Raw genomic sequence first — 19506 nt, forward strand, 5'->3', positions numbered from 1 at the left:
AGTCAGATATTCACTATTTGCCCACTCTATTGTTTCCAAAACATTCATTGTATTTAAACCCTGTAAGTGCTTCAACCACCTTTTTATTTTCCGGCAAGACATCTTCCAATTTCCCGCCATTATGAACACGCTCTACCTCTTCAATTAATACTGAGTGTGTTTTTTCGTTAAGCTTCATAAATTTGGCGCTTACAATACCTAAAAGAGTCAGGCCTACACACCCGATGACAATAAGCGCAATCAAACCATAGATTGCGCTTTGCGGCTGAGTATGCGCGCTTGAAACAAAACCGACCCTGCTTAAAATAATGCCTAAAAGAAAAACGACGGATGCACGAACCAGCTTTCCAAACAGGGTCATTGATCCTGCGTAGATACCTTCTCTGCGTCTGTTGGTCACTGCCTCATCAATATCTGGCATGAATGCATAAGTTGTCCATGGAATATAGTATATGCCGCCGATGCCGAAACCATATATAATGGTAATCAACACGAGAAGAATCATATTATTTTGCAGATTCAGAAGGTAAAGGCAGATAAAACCAGCAAATGACGCAATCACCATAATCGACGCTATAATAAATGGATTCGTAAATCCTTTCTTAGCGCAAAAGACAATGAACAGGGCAGTTGCAATAAACTGAACAACAAATACAATGCTGTTTACAAGCGAGATCATGGTTGTTGACTGCTGAAGGGCAAAAGCTAAAAAATAAGTAAATACTGCCGTAAACAACCATAAAGAACCAAACCCGAACAGATACATACCAAGATGGTGGCGATAGGTTTTTATTCTTAGTGTAGAGAATATATCTTTTACAAAATGGTAGGCTGCCAAAAGTGGATTACCAAATTTTCTTTCCACCACTTCTTCGGGTTCTTTTTCCCATGAATTAAAGTAAAGTAACGACAGAGAAACCGCAAAAATCAATGAATAGGTAAGACCTGAGAAGAACAATGATTTCGGATCATCCTTACCAATTAAAGTAAAGAACATGCCCGGTATTGAAGATCCGAGAAAATTGGCAACAGCACCAAAAATCGCTTTTGACCCGGTCAGGTATGTCCTTTTTCCAAAATCAGTCGTCATTTCAACCGGCAGCGTCTCATACGGAATCATCACGCTTGTATAAATGATTTCAAACAGTAAATAGGTGACTAGATAGTATATAAAATCCTTTCCTGTGACCCATAGAAATGGATAGAAGAACATTAATGGAATGCCAATCATAATAAAGAATCTTCTTCTCCCGAATCTACGTCCAAGCTTTGTTTTATAGAAGTTATCGGTAATAAAGCCCATGATCGGATTTCCAAATACATCGAAATAGGTTGCGATTGCATAAATCGTACTTGCTTCAACGACTGACAAGCCACAGAATGTGGTGTAGAAAAACAAAATCCATGTTCCCGCCAGTGCCAAATGCCCACTTCCAAGCAGATTCCCTGTACCATACGAAAATTGCGTAAACCACGTGATTTTTTTTCGCACTGTTCAAATCCCCTATTCATAAAGATGTGTTTTTGATTGCCGTTCAGCAAACGCTTTCATTTTTAACAAAACTGATTTCTGCAAAAACCGCCTCAACACAAGTGAATATTTGGCCAAATTCACTAAAATTAATATATTAATATATTAACAAATTCAGTTTATCACCGCATGAAAACGGTGTCAATCTGCTGTATTAGAAAAACCAGGCATAGCCCGGTCCTTAAGCTTTAGAACTGTACGGTTTATATAGTCGATCTAAATGACACACCATTGTGACTTTAAGCCATTTCAGTGAATAAAGTAATCCGGGAACTCATCAAGCAATACTTTCTGTTCATTAAGCATCAGATTCAGATGTTCATCCACCAAATGTTCCGCCCGATCTTCATCATGCGCCGCAATCGCTTCTGCAATATTGGTATGTTGCTGTATTAACAATCTCCAGGGTAATGTTGTTTTCATGACCCGAAGCCTCCGAAAACGGGCTAATTGAACATTCATGGATTGTAACCATTTCCAGGCAATCGCCTTATCAGTAATTAAATAAAATTTTTTGTGAAAATCATCATCTAACTCAAAAAAGAGATTACTGTCATGCAGATTGGCAGCTTCTTGCTGATGTGACAGTGCTTGTTTAAGCCATAGTACATCGCGGGCAGATGCAAGTACTGCACATTCACGAACTACTGCTTTCTCCAGATTTTGTCGAACAAAACGAGCCGTGAGTGCCGCATGCAAATCAATTTTCGAAACATAAGTACCACTTTGAGGAATAACATCCAGCAGTCCTTCATTGCGTAATCTTAAAATCGCTTCGCGGACAGGTGTTCTTCCTATATTTAGACTTGCAAGCAATTCCTTTTCAGTAATCCTTTGGGCTGGAACGTATTTCAGTTTTAATATATCTTCTAATATTTGTTTATACGCTTTATTCTGCAAGCTATTAATCATAACATAAAACCGCCCAATTATATTGATAAATAATGGAGAAAGATTCCAATCAAGTACAAAAACACTCATTGATCTGGGACGCAGAAAATTCGCCGCTTTGGCAATTTCAATCGAGTACATTCCTTAATAACATTGTTAGCCACATATGTCATTTCTGTCAAATAAAAAATAATAGATATTTCCGTCTCCTTCTGTAATCATTCTTTTTTCGACATACATCTTCTTATCCATATAATAATATAATGCGCATATTAAGACATCGATCACGCAAGACCTGTGTATTGACTATGCCGACCCATAATCTATTATAACGATCCTTTTCATTGATTATTCTGATTCAGGTGAAGTTTGCCAATTGCTGCTGCACGATTTATAATTAATTGGAAACTTAATTTCTTTTTTGGAAAAAGATTGAGATTTACTGACCGCTGTTCCCCTTATCCAAAAGCATAGGAACGGTATCGGAAAGAATCATTTTTACTTAAATCTTTTATAAATTCAAGGAATGATTTGTAGATGTCAAGCCTTGACAAACTTAAGACATTTAACATGAACTGGTTCAGTTTGGCGGGAAAAACGGCTATTGTTACCGGCGGAAGCAGGCCTTGGGCAAGGGTATTCAGTGGCACTGGCCGAAGCGGGCGCCGATATTGTCATTGCCTCACGCAAAACGATCGGATGGGATAAAACGCGTGCACTCATTGAATCAAAAGGAAGACATATACATTTCATCCAGGTTGATCTGACTGCAAGAAATGCAGCTTCGACAGTAATTGAAAGCGTGATCAACGCATTTGGACACATTGATATACTTGTAAATAACGCCAAAACAATTCGTCGTGCTCCTTAAAGACGAAGACTGGGAAGCTGTCATCAATATTAATTTAAATTCAGTTTATCACCTGTCACATAGAGTCGCTCAAACATTTGCAGAACAGAAAAGCGGTAAAATCATCAACATTGGCTCAATGCTCTCCTTCCAAGGCGGAAAATTTATTTCTCCATAATACTGCCAGCAAACACGGTGTGGCAGGACTGACCAAAGCGTTTGCAAATGAGCTTGCGCCCTATAATATCCAAGTCAACTGTATCGCACCGGGTTATACCAAAACCGCCAATACCGAACCGATTCGGGTAGACAAAACAAGAAACAAAGAAATTCTTGATCGTATCCCCGCAGGGCATTGGGCAGAACCGTACGAACTGATGGGTGCAGTCGTTTTTCTTGCAAGCCATGCATCTGATTACATTAACGGGCATGTGCTTGCAGTGGATGGAGGATGGCTGGTCAGATAAATTCAGTTTTTTAGAGTCGCGGAGCCACAGGTGCTTTATCCTGTCGGTCTTAATGCAGACCTCTTGAACGAGGTCGGGGTCTTAGAAACTGATAATGTTAAGAAACAGCTTGCAGATCAAAGCACCAACCAACTTTACACCGCCAACCGTAAAAAAATATTTGAATCGGCACATCTCAAGTTGATTCCATATTATGCATGGGCCAACCTGAGAAGATCACCAAATGACCGTATGGTTAAATGAATGACGTTTAACAGATAATAATTTAATAAATTAGTTTTTGCCCCAATCTTTGTCCTATCTTTCGTGTCTACACCGTAAAACCGAGACAGGCTTAAAAAACTGTTAAACTCAAGAACCGGATTTGTACATCTTACATCCGGTTCTTCTTTGTGTGAAGTTGAAGGCATCTCCCTTCTTGATGAAATCCATTAAGTAGAATGAAAACTACCTCCGTATAATAATTGGTAGCTGATCTATTTCATGAAGACTATGTTAAATTTTAATGTTGAAAATTTGATAAATTTAGGAAACACATTCTGTTCTTATGTTCATTAAGGCAAGTGTTCGGTTAGGAATCAAATATCAACATTTTACTTTCACAGAGATTTCATAAAAAGAAGTGATTTTTTATCTGATCCTTCAAGAATGGACGAAAACGAGAGGGAAAAATACCCGCTCGTTTTCGTTTGAAGGCTTTTTGGCATACGTTAAATGGACTAAATGAAGTTAATTTTATTCTCTACTCATCAGCTTAACGAGATGCAAATCAAAGTAAACTTCGTCAGTCAGTCTACCGTTAACAATCGAATTCCAAATAGCCTGGCGCCGGACCGACTATCGGTTAAAAACGTTAATTTCAACTGAGATCCCAACTGATTAACTTGGGGGACCACAATGGGCACTTCAAAAAATCCCCGATCATCCGTTGACTGATGTTCGCTAATCTTTACTTGGTAATCTGCTTGTAAGTCATCATTAAATCGAACCGTCAATGTCCGGCCGAGATCTTGTTTATGCAACCTTAAAACTAACTGTAGTGATGATGATTTTGTCCGTGTAAGATCGAACAGATAACTGAAGCTGCCACGAGCATTGGCTTGTCGGTACCGTCGCCCCCTAAAATCACCAACCTTTGATGCAATTTGCTGCAGATGGTAATTAAATTCAGCGTTATTATTGTCAAAATTAACCAATTCTCCTATGGTGCGTCGCTTTTGTTCGGCCAATTGTTTCAGCATTCGAGTGTGGCGCTTTGCTTCTACAGATCCGACTTGCTGCCACTGGAAGTAGATTCCGTAACATTGATCATGTACTTGATAGTACGGCACAAAGTCAATTTGTTCTTCAATTTTCGGTATCCTGACTTTCACTAATTCAGAGCTTGTATCATCAAATTGAGCTTCCGATGTCAAGGCTTGTTGCCATGTTGGCCAATCCTCATGAGTCGTTAGTGTCGTAGCGGCCAAATTATTGCGTGTAGCAATCCGAACTAAGATACCATCCGGCCGATCATCCATCATCTCATATTGATCTAAGTTTCCCGCCAATACGTATGGTCCGTATTGCAAGGCAATATAATGCTGGTTGTCCTTCATTTGATCGATGGTCAATGTCATTGGCAAATGTAAACGCATTTGGTCACCTGCCGTTAACTGATCAAAATTCCAGAAGCCGGCATGATCATTACACGTAACTGCTTTATGGTTAACATAGATTGTTGGCCGTTGTTGAAGCCAATCAGGGCGGCGCAATGCAAGCGAAACCGTTCCGGCTGGTCTATTAAGATCAATTGCCTGAACTTCAATGACAACATTGCCATGTTTACGGTCAACCTGCTCATTTAAGCAAAGATTTAACGCCGGTAACTCCAGTTGATTCGAAAAATACATACTTAGATAAACTCTCTGTGAATCCTGAAAGTAATAACTATCGCCTAACTTTGTGAAACTTTCAATACCGGTTCCCGTGCAACACCAGAATTCATCATAAGGACGGTTGTAGATTTTATTATAACCGGCCCCCATAGGTTGAAAGTAAGTCATCATTCCCGTTCTTGGATTTTGGGAGGCTAGGATGGCATTGATATAGGTTCGTTCATAGTAGTCTAGATACTGTTTATCCCCTGTCACCTTGAATAATTCACGGCTTAATTTCAACATATTATGTGTATTGCATGTCTCACACGTTTTGGCGCCATCTATGATAGCGGCGTCGTGGAAAAGCCGATCAGCCTCGTGGAAATGTTCACTCTGGCTATTTCCTCCCGTTATATACATGTGATGTGTTCTCACAATTTCCCAAAAGTTTTTGGCAGCTGCCAGATACATGGGTAGCGCCTCTTTTTCTGCTGAAGACAAAAAGCGATCCGCTAATGTTCGATCCTGAAACAATTCATAGCGACGCAACGCTCCAATCAACTTGGGGATCGTGGTATTCGCATGTTTTCCCGGTAGAACGTCTCTATTTTCCGCTAAACACTGAAATAAGGACATCTCATCAAAGTAGGTTGCAGTAATTAAATGTCGCTCATCATGTGTCAACTCAAATAATTGATACAATGCATCATTCATTCCGCCATACTCGGTTTTCAACATTTGCCCGACATCAGAAAGTTGGGCCATTCGCCGGTAGACGTAGTTGCCAAATCGCGTTGCAATCACTAACGCTTGATTGGCAAGGTCGGTGTCAAAGGTGCCGACACTTTGATACACAGTCACCAATCCGGCCAATATTTTGTGCAAATTATACCAGGGTACTAAAACGTTTTCTTTTTGCGAAGTCGGCACTGGCCGCCCCTCCACCTCATCCAGTGCAACTTCTCGAAATGCCGATACATATCCGGAACTCTGTGGATTTAATTTACCATACGCCTCCTGAGCACGAGCCAGTCCGGCAACACTAGTCATCAATTTACCACGTAATTGCATCCGTACAGATGTTTCTTGTACCGAATTGAGCGCCTGAGCTAACGCAGATAAGTAATGACCAAAAAAATGGCCGCGAAAATTAGTGCCGTCACTACGCTCCCATCCTAGATAGCCTTGTTGAGCTTTTGGTGTGAAATGCGCAACGCGATCAAATTCGAATAAAAAACGCTCCGGATCCAATGATAATAAGTATCGAACCGTATTATCCTGTGCTCGCAATACTTCAGGATCCATAATGGTAAGGGCTTTTAGATTAACATCATTTCTCATAACAAGCTCCTTTCGTTGTACCATAAAAAATATAACGCTCGCCCAAAAATTGGTTTTGTCAGATTTTCTTTACCTTAGTTACAATGCCTCTTTAATTAACAACACATCATGACTTTCGATTCTTTGGCCTTGCTTAGCAATCGATTCTTGTTTAAAAATATCAAATCCCTTGTCACGAACTCCAAATTTTTGCAATTGTTCAATCGAAAGCTGCAGTGGGCGATTAGAAACATTAAATAATCCATAATAGATGTATGTCGGACTCTCCGCCTGCCAGACAATAAGCTTATCATCACGGTATAACTGATACTTCTCCGTGATCTCATTATTCATTGCAAGTAAGTCTGAGTTTGTTATTAGACTTAATGTCCAATCATCCAAATCCGGTAATTCACTTCCAATAATAAGTGGAGATTGCATTAGGCACCATAAAGCCAGCATCGTTTTCTGTTCGTCTTTTGTAAAACGCGTCATTCGATCGCCACCAGGACCCTCAACCGAACGAATGCCTATGTGGCCAAGCGGCAACATATCACAATCCGGCCAGTTTCCCGGCCGCGAAATGGGGGCCCACTGTTCACACCGTGCAAACATTTCATACAATAACGGCCATTGGTCCCAAAAATCGTTTGTTATCCGCCACATATTAGCATTTTGTTGAAAGAAAGCTCCATTTGTAATGGGTGCCGGTCCGGGGGATAATGAGAGCACCATTTGGCGGCCACTGCGATCAATTGCTTTTCGTAGAGCAGCAACTTCTTTTTTATGAGCGCCTCGATACAGTGTTGAGTTGGCGATATCATCGCACTTAATAAAATCAACACCCCAATCCGCATAGAGTTCCATCAAGCAATCATAATAATCCTGGCCCTCTGGTATAGCTAAATTGACACCATACATATCCGTATTCCATGGACAAATGTTATTTAAAGCGATGTCCCGAGCCGTCTTTTGAGTACTTTTGAGCGGAGTCGCACGATGAACCGCCTGCAGAGGAATACCCCGCATGATGTGAATGCCAAATTTCAAACCCAAACTATGGATGTAGTCAGCAAGAGGTTTGAATCCTTTACCATTTGCTGCTGAAGGAAATCGTTCCTCACTAGGCAATAAGCGAGAATACCGGTCCATCACTAATGGATAAAAATCATGGTATTGAGATGAGTCAGCAGTTGGTTCATACCATTGAATATCGACCACAACGTATTCCCAACCAGATGATTTTAAATGTTTACTCATATATTCAGCATTGCGACGAACTTCATTTTCCCTAACGGATGCACCATAACCATCCCAGCTATTCCATCCTTTAGGTGGTACTAAAGCAGCATGACGAAAATCAGTTTTCAAAGAGCTCCTCCCCTTCTGTCATTTGTTGGCGCCACTGACCAAAACATTTACCGAGTAGGCCGGAATGGTTAATGTAGGGTCCTCAAAATGAATATCCTCAACGGTTAGCTGATTAACCTCCCCAAGCCGATTCATCACATTTGGCTGTCCCGATAACCGATGTAAGATTCCCTGAGCAAAATAGCGGGGGTCAAGCGCCAGTGCTTGGGGAACATCCGTAACGTTGACCACCTTTAAATAGTATTGATTTGTTGCCGCATCATAGGTCACATTGCTATAAATTGGAGCTACTTTGGTTTCTTTAATCAAAATATCATTGTACTTCACATCATCAATCCAGGCCGTTACACGACGGTGTGCCACGCGAATCCGGCAGTGATACTGACGATTCATTTCAATATGCCACTGACACTGACACCAAACGCTTTCATCACCGGCCTTGCGTTGCATAATTATGGAGTCCTGATTTTCCCAGCCGCCGAGTATCCAAACAAAGTGATTCTTGATATTTGACTGTCCGAAATAGAAATGAACCCCTTTATCCATTCGGCCACCTGTCTTAGTAATAGTAAAGCTAATCGTGTAATCGGCATCCTGAACGTGACCGAGTTTAATTCGATTGCGATCTGATATTTGACCGCTGACAGCCGTTCGCGTCTCGCCATTTGCTTCAAACGTAACATCATCAAACCTAACATCTGCTAGATCACCTTCAATACCAAATTCACCAATAATTGGCCGATCATCGATTATCCTTGCCCTCGGCAACTGATCAATTTGATAGCCTACATTTTGAGTTCCCTGATACTTCATAAACAGTTGCTGAACGTAGTAGTTCACACTAGGCGTTACGGTGTGTTGATTAAAGAAAATTAAGTCAGGCTGCCAGTTAATATAATCACTATTGGCCAATAACGGCGCATAGCATGCCAAGCCGACCTTGGCCGCATTGCGTTCAAGACCAAGCATATAGCTTGCTTCAACAACTGCGTTATACCACTTATTGGCTTCTGAAGCATACTCACCCAAAAATACTTTTGGTCCTTTAGGATCATAATTGTCATATCGATGGTGATTAGCCAGGAACCACTCCGGAGCCATATAGTAGTGTTCATCAATCAAATCAGAATGGTTTTCTTTGGCGCTTCGCCAACCACGATCAAATTCACTACCCGCTGAAAATGGGCCGCTGGTATTAATCAACTTAATCTCCGGATATTTGGCCTTAATCGCCTTATGAAAATAGGGATACCGATCAAAGAACGGTTGACCAACTTCCTCGTTACCAATGGCCAGATACTCCAAATGAAACGGAGCCGGGTGACCTAAATCTGTCCGAAATTTCCCCCATTTGGTCTTCTCATCGCCATTGGCAAATTCAATCAAATCAAGCGCGTCGTCAATCCACTCACCTAACTGATCAATGGGTACCGCTCTTTTATGATGGGGATCGTAGCCACCAGGAAGAACCGGCAACGGTTTAGCGCCGATATCTTCCGCTAATTGAAAATATTCATAGAACCCCAACCCTAATGTTTGATTATAGCCCCATTTATTTCGTCGAACCGGGCGCTCTTCGATCGGTACAATCGAATTCTTCCAGCGATACATTGATTCGCGATCCTCAGCATTCAATGTTCCATCATGAACCAGACATCCACCCGGAAAACGAATGAATTTAGGATGGAGTGCTTTTAAAACTTGACCAAGATCGTTTCTAACACCATTTTTTCGATGCATAAACGTTTCTTCGGGAAATAGTGAAACCATATCTAACGCAATTTGACTATTCTCCTCAAAATACAAGCTTAATCTTCCTGTCAACGTTGTTTGAGTAGCTGTCAATACAGCTCTGTACTTGTTCCAACCAACCGCAGTCACCTGAATAACTGCAAAGTTCGATAATGTGTTTTCTTGATCATCACTAAGAACGATTTGAATTTTACCTGAACCATGATTAATTTTTTGAGCAAAAAATGTCAGATTATACTGATTACCGGCTATAAAACGCATACCTTGGTTAAATCCCAGATTCGTTAGTACTGCTGTAGCATGAGCATTAATGGTCAAATAGTGTTGGTTATTCTCATTAAGTGGCTTATCAGTTCGAACCGCAAAGAACGATGGGTCGTTAAATTGCCAAGCATACGTTGGCGAATAATTTTCATGATCAACGCTTCAAACTCAAAGGAACGATTTTGAACCATTTCCGCATACAACCCGCCATCAGCAGCATGATTGAGATCCTCAAAAAAGATACCATATAAGTCGTTTAATGACGATCTTGATTTTTTCCCTTTAATATTTAGTACGGGGATACTCATATAAGCTACTCCTTTTTTGTGTTAATATTAATAAAAGAATGGACAGGATCACTATCCACTCTCAAGTAAATTTCTAACTGATTACTTAACTTTTTTAATTGCAAAGATCAACAGCGCGCCAATTACATTAATCAGGAACGCCACTACGAAGATCGCTCGATAACCGCCCAAATACGTTACAATAAGTGAGGCCACAGTAACTCCGGCAATTTGTGATAACGTGTTGGCAAGATTTATAAAGCCCATATCTTTACCGGCCGTTTCATTGTTAGGTAAAACAGCTAAATTTAGAGCACCATCTACGGCCGCATAAATGCCGCCGCCAATTGCTGATAGTACCGCATAAACATAAATTGTCCAAGGATGAGGTGAGAGAAAAGGGAAAAATTGGGCAACTCCAATCATTAAAGTGGAAACTGCAACCGGTAATTTTAATCGTCCCATTTTATCGGCAATAGGACCGGAAATCGCGGTAAAGAGCACACCAACAAACAGATTGATCGTAGCAAATAACGATAATACTGTTCCGGTTTCGGCCTGACTCAGGTGCATGTAGTCAGTTAAAATATAGAGCATATAGGCACCGACAATCGTTCCGCCCATAACTTGTAGCAATTTACCTGTGATCGCTAACCAATAATCACGGGCACCCTTAGTTGGAATCGAAAAATGAGTCCAAGCCGACCGTAGCGAAAGCGTCTCTCTGGGTTCATTCACGTTGCTTTTTTCATTTGCAAACAATACATGCAAAATTCCTGTGATCATCCCGATACCGGCCATTGCATACATACCCATCTTAGGATTGCCCAAAAACTGAGCTGCAACAATGGCGACCACTTGAATCGCCGTATAGCCAATTCCGTAAAGAGTTGAAATTGTTCCCCGCCATTTAGGTGCAATTCGATCTGCCTCTTGGGCGATCATGGCAGCAGCAACCGCATTTTCGGCGGCAGCCACAACTCCCCACACGGCTATAATCGCCCATAAATTGGTTAAATTAGCAACCACGCAAATGAGTCCCGATTCTACAATTGTACCGATTAAGATCCACGGTTTACGTTTGCCAAACCGGCTTCGTGTAAGATCAGACAGAGCGCCGAATAAAATATTAGAAATGGCGGCCACAACCATAGTCACCGAGGCCATAATTGCAATGGCGGTAACCTTTCCACTTGGATCGACCTGGCTAAAATACTGTGGTAACAGCACATTACGCACATTACCGGCCGGTGCCAGCCAAACAAATGGCCCAATGACCATCGCAACGCCAAACCAAATCGGGAATTTTGGCTGTTGTTCATCGGTAATTCTGGCATTTGTGATGTTTTCTGACGGATGGCCTGTTACTACGGTCTCCTTTGTTAATTTTGTCCCCATGGAACTTTCCCCCTCAAAATTTAGATGTAATTCCTCGTAAGTAACCGTTTTCATTTCTTGTTAAGAAACGGTACGATTAATCAATCGTACCTGATTCATGCTTACTTTAGTGTAATGGATACAACACTTTTAGCCGGCAATGTTACAATCATCTGATTATTGTTTAGTTCAACCCCATCAAATGGTTGTTCCGATACCTCATCCGGATGATCAAATGTATTGCATGCATCCATCTTATCTGCAAAAAGACCTTTGGCAGATATAATATTGCGATACGAACTTGAAGCAGTAAAATGTATTTTTTTCGTCTCATGCAAATCATAATTGGCTAGTGAAAGGGTGAGTTCACCATTTTTTTGTGAAGCAGTATAAGTTATATTTTCTGGGACATCACCAACACCTTCTACCCATTGTGCCTCCATATGCTTTTGATACATGTCAAAAACATAGTAGGTTGGTGTCTTAATCAACCGATCATCCTTAGTGACAATCATTGCTTGTAAAACGTTTACCATTTGGGCAATATTCGCCATATACACTCGATCCGCATGTTTATGAAAAATATTCAACGTGATTGCGGCCACCATAGCATCACGAATGGTATTTTGCTGGATCAAAAAGCCTCGATTTGTGCCCTTTTCTACGTTATACCAAGTCCCCCATTCATCAATGATAAGGTCAATTTTATGTTCCGGATCATAGTGATCCATGATTGTCGAATGCTTGGTCACCAATTCATCCATGTACTTAGCTCGATTCATCGTTGACGTCCATTCACTTTCCGGAAAATTAGTCGCGTCTCCCTTATCTTGCCAAACACCTGTCGGCAATGTATAAAAATGCAAACTAATGCTGTCAAGATACTTACCCGCAATTTTCATGACTTTTTCAGTCCAGTCATAATCATCATCACTTGGGCCACAAGCTACCTTATAGATGGGATTTTCTTTATCATATTGAGGTAAGAATGTCTGATACTGTCGATATACATCTGCATAATATTCTGGGCGCATGTTGCCGCCGCCGCCCCAAGATTCGTTACCGATGCCAAAAAATTTAACACACCAAGGTTCCTCTTGACCATTCTTCCGACGCAAAGCCGCCATTGGTGATTCACCAGGCATGGTCATGTATTCAACCCATTCGGCCATTTCCTGAACAGTACCACTTCCAATATTGGCATTAATATAAGCATCGCAACCTAACTGGCGGAGCAGTTCAAAGTACTCATGGGTGCCAAAGTAGTTGTTTTCGGTAACACCACCCCAATTTGTGTTAACGATTTTCTTGCGCCCATCCTTTGGGCCAATGCCGTCTTCCCAATGATAAGTATCCGCAAATAAACCACCTGGCCATCGAACGACAGGGACGTGAATCGCCTTTAATGCTTCAATAACGTCACTGCGAAGTCCATTCACATTTGGAATATCAGAATTTTCGCCCACATAAATACCACCGTAGATACCATGGCCTAAATGTTCGGAAAACTGACCATACAGATACTTACTAATCTTAGGCCCCTTTTTTTGTGTCAGTAATTCAATTGTCATAAGCATGAATCCCTTTCCTAATGGTTTCCAATCATAAATAACAAAAATATTAATATTTACCTGTAAAGTATTAATAATGTTAGTATAGCGCTTACATTTATTGAAGTAAATATCATTTTTATTAAAAACAAATAAATAATTTTAATATATATCTAAAAACATTAACTGTTTATTGCTGCTTACGGGAAATAATGGTATAATGATAACATAATAATTAATAAAGGAAGCTTCTAAATGGATTTAGATATTTCAATTAAATCAAAGGTCGTTTTTGCCGCACTGGACAGTTCAGTTCGAATCCAAATTATTCAGCTGCTTTCAAAGAAAAAAATGAATGTATCCGAAATTGCTGAAGCAATTCACCTTACCAGCCCTATTACGGTAATGCATTTGAATAAGTTGGAAGAAGCCAATATTATCCGCTCTGAAAAACGGGGTAATCAACGAATTTCAAGCTTAAAAGTAGATACCATTAACATCTCATTTCCAAACCAACTTTATATTCCATTCGAAAACTGGGATATTGAAATTCCTATTGGACAATTTACTAATTACGACGTCACTCCATCCTGTGGATTAGCTGGTCAAAGCGGCTTTATCGGTAAAGTAGATAATCCCAGTTACTTCATGGATCCAGAGCGTTATGAGGCCGGAATGCTTTGGTTTTCCAAAGGCTTTGTTGAATACCGTGTTCCTAACTATCTAAAAACCAATCAATCTCTAGAGATGATTGAACTTTCAGTGGAACTTAGCTCGGAGTTTCCATTTTCGAATAATCGTTGGCCATCGGATATCACGGTTTCCTTAGACGATCATGAAATAGGAACTTGGACAAGTCCTGGTGACTTCTCTGATATTCGTGGACGGTATACTCCTGAATGGGTTTATAATGATATGAATCAGTATGGGATGCTCAAATTATTTCGGATCTCGAAACATGGCTCATTTATTGACGGTCAACACGCCGCTGACACCCTCATCAGCGATATTGATTCAACTAAAAATTCGTGGACGCTACGATTCGAAGTAAAAGACACTGCAAAAAACATTGGTGGTTGCACGATCTTTGGTAATCAATTTGGTAATCACAATCAAGGAATCAAAGGAACCTTTTATTTTAATGATACAACAACGGATAATGATGACTAGAGATGATTTCTATGTATAACCGTGTCATTTGTTCACTGTGATAAGCGTTAATCCCGTACCCAAAATTAGTTTTTAAATTAAGTATAGGCAAAAATTTGTGACAAGTCTTTTCAAATCAAGTGTACTTTGAGATTTACTTTAAATGTCGGCGGTTGTCTAAGTAACGTAACCTTAGGATTGTATTCCAATGTCTGTTTGTTGAATGATCAATCTCAGCCCTGACTTTCAGGATTTATATTATTTGGAAATGACTAATAAAGATGACAAGAAACACCTGAGCATCAAAGTACGACATTGTGAAATTTCAGATAAAAAGGGAGAGATACTATGTCAGCGTATTTGTTTATTCATTTTAAAGAAAAACGGACTCCTGATGGAGAACAGGTATATTTTGGTATCAGTCAGGATGGATTCACTTGGGAGCTAGTGAATAATGGTCAACCGGTCTTATGAAGCTATTATGGTGATAAAGGAGTCCGAGACCATACAATTATACGTACACAAGCTGGTGAATTCGTTATTTTAGCAACTGATTTAAGTCTATCTTATGGTATGCTGAATCAATACCATAATTCATGGAGTGAAATCTCCAGAAACGGCAGTAAATCACTTGTCATGTGGAAATCAAATGATTTAATTCATTGGCAGGATCAGAAAATGTTAACGTTAGGAACTGAAGACTTTGGTTGCCTATGGGCACCCGATGTCATCTTCAACCAAAAAACCAATGACTATATCGTTCATTGGTCTTCATCTTATAAATGCGACAATTTTAAATCAAAAGCTATTTTCTACAGTCGCACTAAAGATTTTAAATCCTTCGGCGAACCTCAAATTTTATATAAAAAAGATGATAGTGATGTAATTGATTCAGCTATGTATGCGGAAGGCGACTGGTATTACCTTTTCGTTAAGTCTGGAAATAATCCTCAGAGCATCATTTTGTTACGTTCTAAGAACATAACGGGGCCATTTGAACGTGTGAAAGCTTTTGATAGAAGTATGTCTAAAATTGAACAAGGAAAATATGAAGCCCCAACAGCCGTAAAAGTTAAAGATGGACGTTGGGCGTTGTTCTTGGATTATTATGGTACTGGCGCTGAAGGTCAGGGATACATTCCTTTTATAGCGGATACTCTTGAAAGTGGTAACTTCATTCGCAGTGATAAAAACTTTTCGTTCCCATATGGCTACAAACATGGTACCATCTTAAAAATTTCGGATGAAGAATACAGCCGTTTGAAAGCGTTTCACAAACTACCTTCTGAATATTAAAAGCATTAATTAATGCAGAAGAAGTGCCATTACATTCAAAACCATATACAGCAAACAATATTGTTCCGAAACCCGCAAAGATCTGACGGTGAGTGTTTTGTTTGTCACAGCCTGGTGCATCGTTATATTCCTGTAAAGACGCCAGTATCCCTTTCGGCTCGCCCCAATTTCAGGGATTCATCATGATCAATTGGGCACTTTTCGAATCGTTGCATGGCGCGGAAAAAGTTGCAGTGGACGCTAAAAAGGCAACCATTCAAAATGAAAGGATCCGAGCCACTATCAATATCAATCCCGTCGGTGTTATTTCTTTTTACAAGGGTGAGGACTGATTCTACGAGAGTATTATCACGGGTGGGGAACTGACAGTTCGGAGAGTCGTTCTCTGAAAATCGTCGCTCGTGAATTTGATCCGATCAAGGGTGGCGAATACAGCCTGAATGTTTGATTTGAAACAATGACAGTAAGAAAATATTTAGGATGGAACAGTATCAACACGCATATCTCGATGATTTAAAGGGTTGTGTATTGGATCTGGCTCAAAGGAATTCACAGGTTTCTGTTCCTTTTGCACTTTCCAATCTCGATTATAGATTCCTATGGAATAATCCAGCAGTCGGTAAGGTAGTATTTGGTAAAAACTATACCGAATGGCTTGCGGAAGTAACTGATCAGATGAACTACTGAATTACTGTCAATGATACGCCTTTCCAGATCGTAGAAAGCAGCACTGTTGTGACGGGGCGTGCCTTGATGATGTCTGAAAATGTGATGGACCTTTGGCAGAGTAAGTTACGCTATCGCACGCAATAGGAAGTGTTGGACGTTGCAAGAAAATATAAACGGCTGAGAATTCCTCTGGATGTCATCGTTATCGATTTTTTCCATTGGATTCATCAAGGTGAATGGAGCTTTGATCCTGTTTACTGGCCGGATCCAAAAGCCAATGTAGGGAAAACTACTACAAATATGGCATTGACATGTTCTGGTTGAACGAAGCAGAACCGGAATACAGTGTTTATGATTTTGATAATTATCGTTACTAATGTTAAAGTGGGCAATATTTATCCACGCTTGCACTCTCAAGTTTTTTACGACAGGCTAAAAACTACCGGTCAGTCTCATATCGTCAATTTGGTGAGCAGTGCTTGGGTTGGCAACCAGAAATACGGAGCCTTAATAGGTCAGGAAATGTAGTTTTTTAACCGTATCACAATAGTTAGTATCAATACTAGAAGTGGTAAACTTTTACTGACGTTCAAAAATTGAGCGTTTTTTTTCTTGTACTAATTTAACATCCAAACCGCTTCAATAATCAGATAAAATAATGATGGATTAATAGGTTTTTCTGCACAGGTTACATATTTTTACATTTGTAACCTTGGAATTAAGAATGCAGATAACTGGCTGTAATATGGCAAAAACAACAAATTTTTGGTTCCACTGATCAATTTTTATCCAATATGATAAAAGATTTCTGATTCTTGTGCAAGGTTTTTGTAATGATTTGCTCAAAAACCTTGCACATTGATTGAATTATCTATTAATAATTCTTGTTATAAAATAATTTTTCTTTTACTCAGCAAACCCTAAATAATAATTAGACCTGTTAGATAATTCTATCTAAATATCGTATATTTTACACCGATCAATAACGTTCAAATCTGGATGCAACAACTGCAGCAAACGGTGCCTGACAGGTTTTTCAGATTCCAATATATCTGACCTAAGGGAGAAGGATTCATCATTTAAACACACGTAAAAAATTCAAACCCATCATTGACAGCGTTTACATATGAGTTTAAACTTTTAGTAAACGTTTCCATTATTCTGCTTCTTAATTCATATACTATTATCCTCCAGTTAAGATCTTAACAAGATAAATTAACTAAATACTCCAGTTCACTTTTTTGCGGATTGATTTATTTGCCAAGATTTCTAGAAACATTGTTGTTTCTGAAATAAAAAATTAAGGTGGGGATTGTATGAAAAGGAATGTTCTGAAAAAGACAAGCTGGGTAATTGTCTCTATTCTGACGCTGCTTTTATTCACGCAGCCGACCGATGCCGCGACAGCTGACTCCAGAACAATCAAGAACGGACAGGAATGGTTCGATACTTCTGGGAATTTGATTCAGGCCCACGGAGGAGGATTTATGAAATACGGCGCCTATTATTATTGGGTCGGTGAGGATAAGTTAACAAACTCGGCGCGCTTTAATGGCGTTAATCTGTATCGTTCCAAAGATCTGAAAAACTGGGAATTTGTTCATCAGATCCTGTCGATGAGCGCTAATCCAAATTTAACCGGCAAAACTGTTGAACGCCCCAAGCTAATTTATAACGAAAAAACCAAGATGTTTGTTCTATGGGCACATTGGGAAAATGGTGAAAACTATTCTTCCTCTCATCTATTAGTGGCTACATCTCAGGCGATTGGCGGCGATTATAAGGTTATCCGAAATTTCCGTCCGGGCGCGGGAGAGGTAGCCGATCCGGGGGTTGACCCGACATACACAGGAACAGACGGAAACTATGGCTACGGATCCCGTGATTTTACCGTTTATAATGACACGTCCAATCACGCAGCCTACTTAATTTCAACGCAAAACAGTTCAGTAATGCGCGTCTATAAATTAACCGATGATTACACAAATGTAGACTGGAAAAACTCATACCCACTTTTTGCCGGCAAGAAACGCGAAGCTCCGGCTTTAGTAAAAGTCGGCGATTATTATTTCTTATTTACTTCGTCACAGTCCGGATGGTATCCCAATCAGGCAATGGTTTCCTTCACAAAGGATATCTCTGATCCCAATGGCTGGTCTGACATGCAACCTGTCGGCAATAACTCCACCTTTTATAGTCAGCCAACAAATATTATGGAAATTTCTAGGCCAAACGGGGAAAACCAGTACATTTATATGGGTGATCGCTGGAATCCGAGCAAATTAGGATCTTCGCAATATATCTGGCTGCCATTAACATTTAAGGGAACTAATGTAACAATGAATTATGTCAGTACATGGCAGCTGACTCACACAGGAAAAATTAAGACATCTAAAGATAAACTGCTGTCAGAAAACAAACCGGTCACAGGCAGCGAAGCAAAGGCTGGTTTCTCGCTAAATCAAGCCAATGACGGCAATTATGTGCAGGAACTTGGCTCTTGGAATCCAAGCAGCGCTTATATGCCTGTGAATGTTCCGTTCGAGTGGCAGGTGGACTTGCAAAAAAATAAGAAACTTTCCAGAATTGATATAAGCTTTGTCAGCTATAATGGTTCAGAAACCTACGCACAGTTTCAAATATACGGCAGCAATGATCGCAGTCAATGGACGCTTCTGAAAGATGAGTCGCAAAATAAAACAACAAGCTTCATATCAGATGACATTAGTGGCACCTACCGCTATGTAAAAATCGCCGTTTCCAGGGTTGTGAATGCCCATAATGGCAATGCCGCATCTTGGGCGGCAGGGTTTACTGAAGTACAGGTCTATGGCAAATAAGGTAACATTTAGCGGCGATATGGAAAAAATTGT

12 protein-coding genes and 2 pseudogenes are annotated in these 19506 nt (G+C 40.1%); 6 read left to right on the plus strand and 8 right to left on the minus strand.

Annotation, left to right across the window (positions count from 1 at the left end; genetic code table 11):
- Positions 1-13: 13 nt before the first annotated feature.
- Positions 14-1492, minus strand: coding sequence for an MFS transporter (locus tag NIE88_RS19270; protein WP_253064890.1), 1479 nt, complete (start codon positions 1490-1492; stop codon positions 14-16).
- Positions 1493-1780: 288 nt separating this feature from the next.
- Positions 1781-2443, minus strand: a complete 663-nt coding sequence (locus tag NIE88_RS19275; protein ID WP_253064892.1) for a GntR family transcriptional regulator — start codon at positions 2441-2443, stop codon at positions 1781-1783.
- Positions 2444-2959: 516 nt separating this feature from the next.
- Between NIE88_RS19275 and kduD the strand changes: the two are divergent.
- Positions 2960-3739: pseudogene (gene kduD, locus NIE88_RS19280) on the plus strand (2-dehydro-3-deoxy-D-gluconate 5-dehydrogenase KduD).
- A gap of 788 nt (positions 3740-4527) precedes the next feature.
- Here kduD and NIE88_RS19285 read toward each other — a convergent pair.
- From NIE88_RS19285 to NIE88_RS19310, 6 genes are all read right to left on the minus strand, one after another.
- On the minus strand, positions 4528-6939 hold the full coding sequence (locus tag NIE88_RS19285; protein ID WP_253064894.1) for a glycoside hydrolase family 127 protein: 2412 nt from the start codon (positions 6937-6939) through the stop codon (positions 4528-4530).
- Positions 6940-7017: 78 nt separating this feature from the next.
- On the minus strand, positions 7018-8289 hold the full coding sequence (locus NIE88_RS19290; RefSeq protein ID WP_253064896.1) for a glycoside hydrolase family 27 protein: 1272 nt from the start codon (positions 8287-8289) through the stop codon (positions 7018-7020).
- Positions 8290-8307: 18 nt separating this feature from the next.
- Positions 8308-10302, minus strand: a complete 1995-nt coding sequence (locus NIE88_RS19295) for an alpha-L-arabinofuranosidase family protein (protein ID WP_253064898.1) — start codon at positions 10300-10302, stop codon at positions 8308-8310.
- Between the two features lie 53 nt (positions 10303-10355).
- Positions 10356-10613 carry a hypothetical protein gene (locus tag NIE88_RS19300; RefSeq protein ID WP_253064900.1) on the minus strand — a complete coding sequence of 86 codons (258 nt, stop codon included), beginning with the start codon at positions 10611-10613 and terminating at the stop codon, positions 10356-10358.
- Positions 10614-10694: 81 nt separating this feature from the next.
- Positions 10695-11990 carry an MFS transporter gene (locus tag NIE88_RS19305; RefSeq protein ID WP_253064902.1) on the minus strand — a complete coding sequence of 432 codons (1296 nt, stop codon included), beginning with the start codon at positions 11988-11990 and terminating at the stop codon, positions 10695-10697.
- A gap of 101 nt (positions 11991-12091) precedes the next feature.
- On the minus strand, positions 12092-13546 hold the full coding sequence (locus tag NIE88_RS19310; protein ID WP_444965500.1) for an alpha-N-arabinofuranosidase: 1455 nt from the start codon (positions 13544-13546) through the stop codon (positions 12092-12094).
- A 228-nt stretch (positions 13547-13774) separates the two neighbouring features.
- Here NIE88_RS19310 and NIE88_RS19315 point away from each other — a divergent pair, with 228 nt between their 5' ends.
- The 5 genes and pseudogenes from NIE88_RS19315 (at position 13775) to NIE88_RS19330 (ending at position 19473) form a co-directional block, all read left to right on the plus strand.
- Positions 13775-14689 (plus strand): ArsR/SmtB family transcription factor, encoded by a 915-nt coding sequence (locus NIE88_RS19315; protein WP_253064906.1) that lies wholly within the window; start codon positions 13775-13777, stop codon positions 14687-14689.
- A 327-nt stretch (positions 14690-15016) separates the two neighbouring features.
- Positions 15017-15964: pseudogene (locus NIE88_RS19320) on the plus strand (glycoside hydrolase family 43 protein).
- Between the two features lie 480 nt (positions 15965-16444).
- Positions 16445-16651, plus strand: a complete 207-nt coding sequence (locus NIE88_RS19325) for a hypothetical protein (protein WP_253064910.1) — start codon at positions 16445-16447, stop codon at positions 16649-16651.
- Between the two features lie 129 nt (positions 16652-16780).
- The gene (locus NIE88_RS22895; RefSeq protein WP_373689464.1) at positions 16781-16957 is read left to right on the plus strand and encodes a TIM-barrel domain-containing protein; all 177 of its coding nucleotides are present in this window, start codon (positions 16781-16783) and stop codon (positions 16955-16957) included.
- A 992-nt stretch (positions 16958-17949) separates the two neighbouring features.
- Complete coding sequence (locus NIE88_RS19330; RefSeq protein ID WP_253064912.1) at positions 17950-19473, plus strand: family 43 glycosylhydrolase; 1524 nt, start codon at positions 17950-17952, stop codon at positions 19471-19473.
- The last annotated feature ends 33 nt before the right edge of the window (positions 19474-19506 follow it).

Origin of the sequence: Sporolactobacillus shoreicorticis, assembly GCF_024125445.1 — a bacterium.
GTDB classification, from domain to species: Bacteria; Bacillota; Bacilli; order Bacillales; family Sporolactobacillaceae; genus Sporolactobacillus; species Sporolactobacillus shoreicorticis.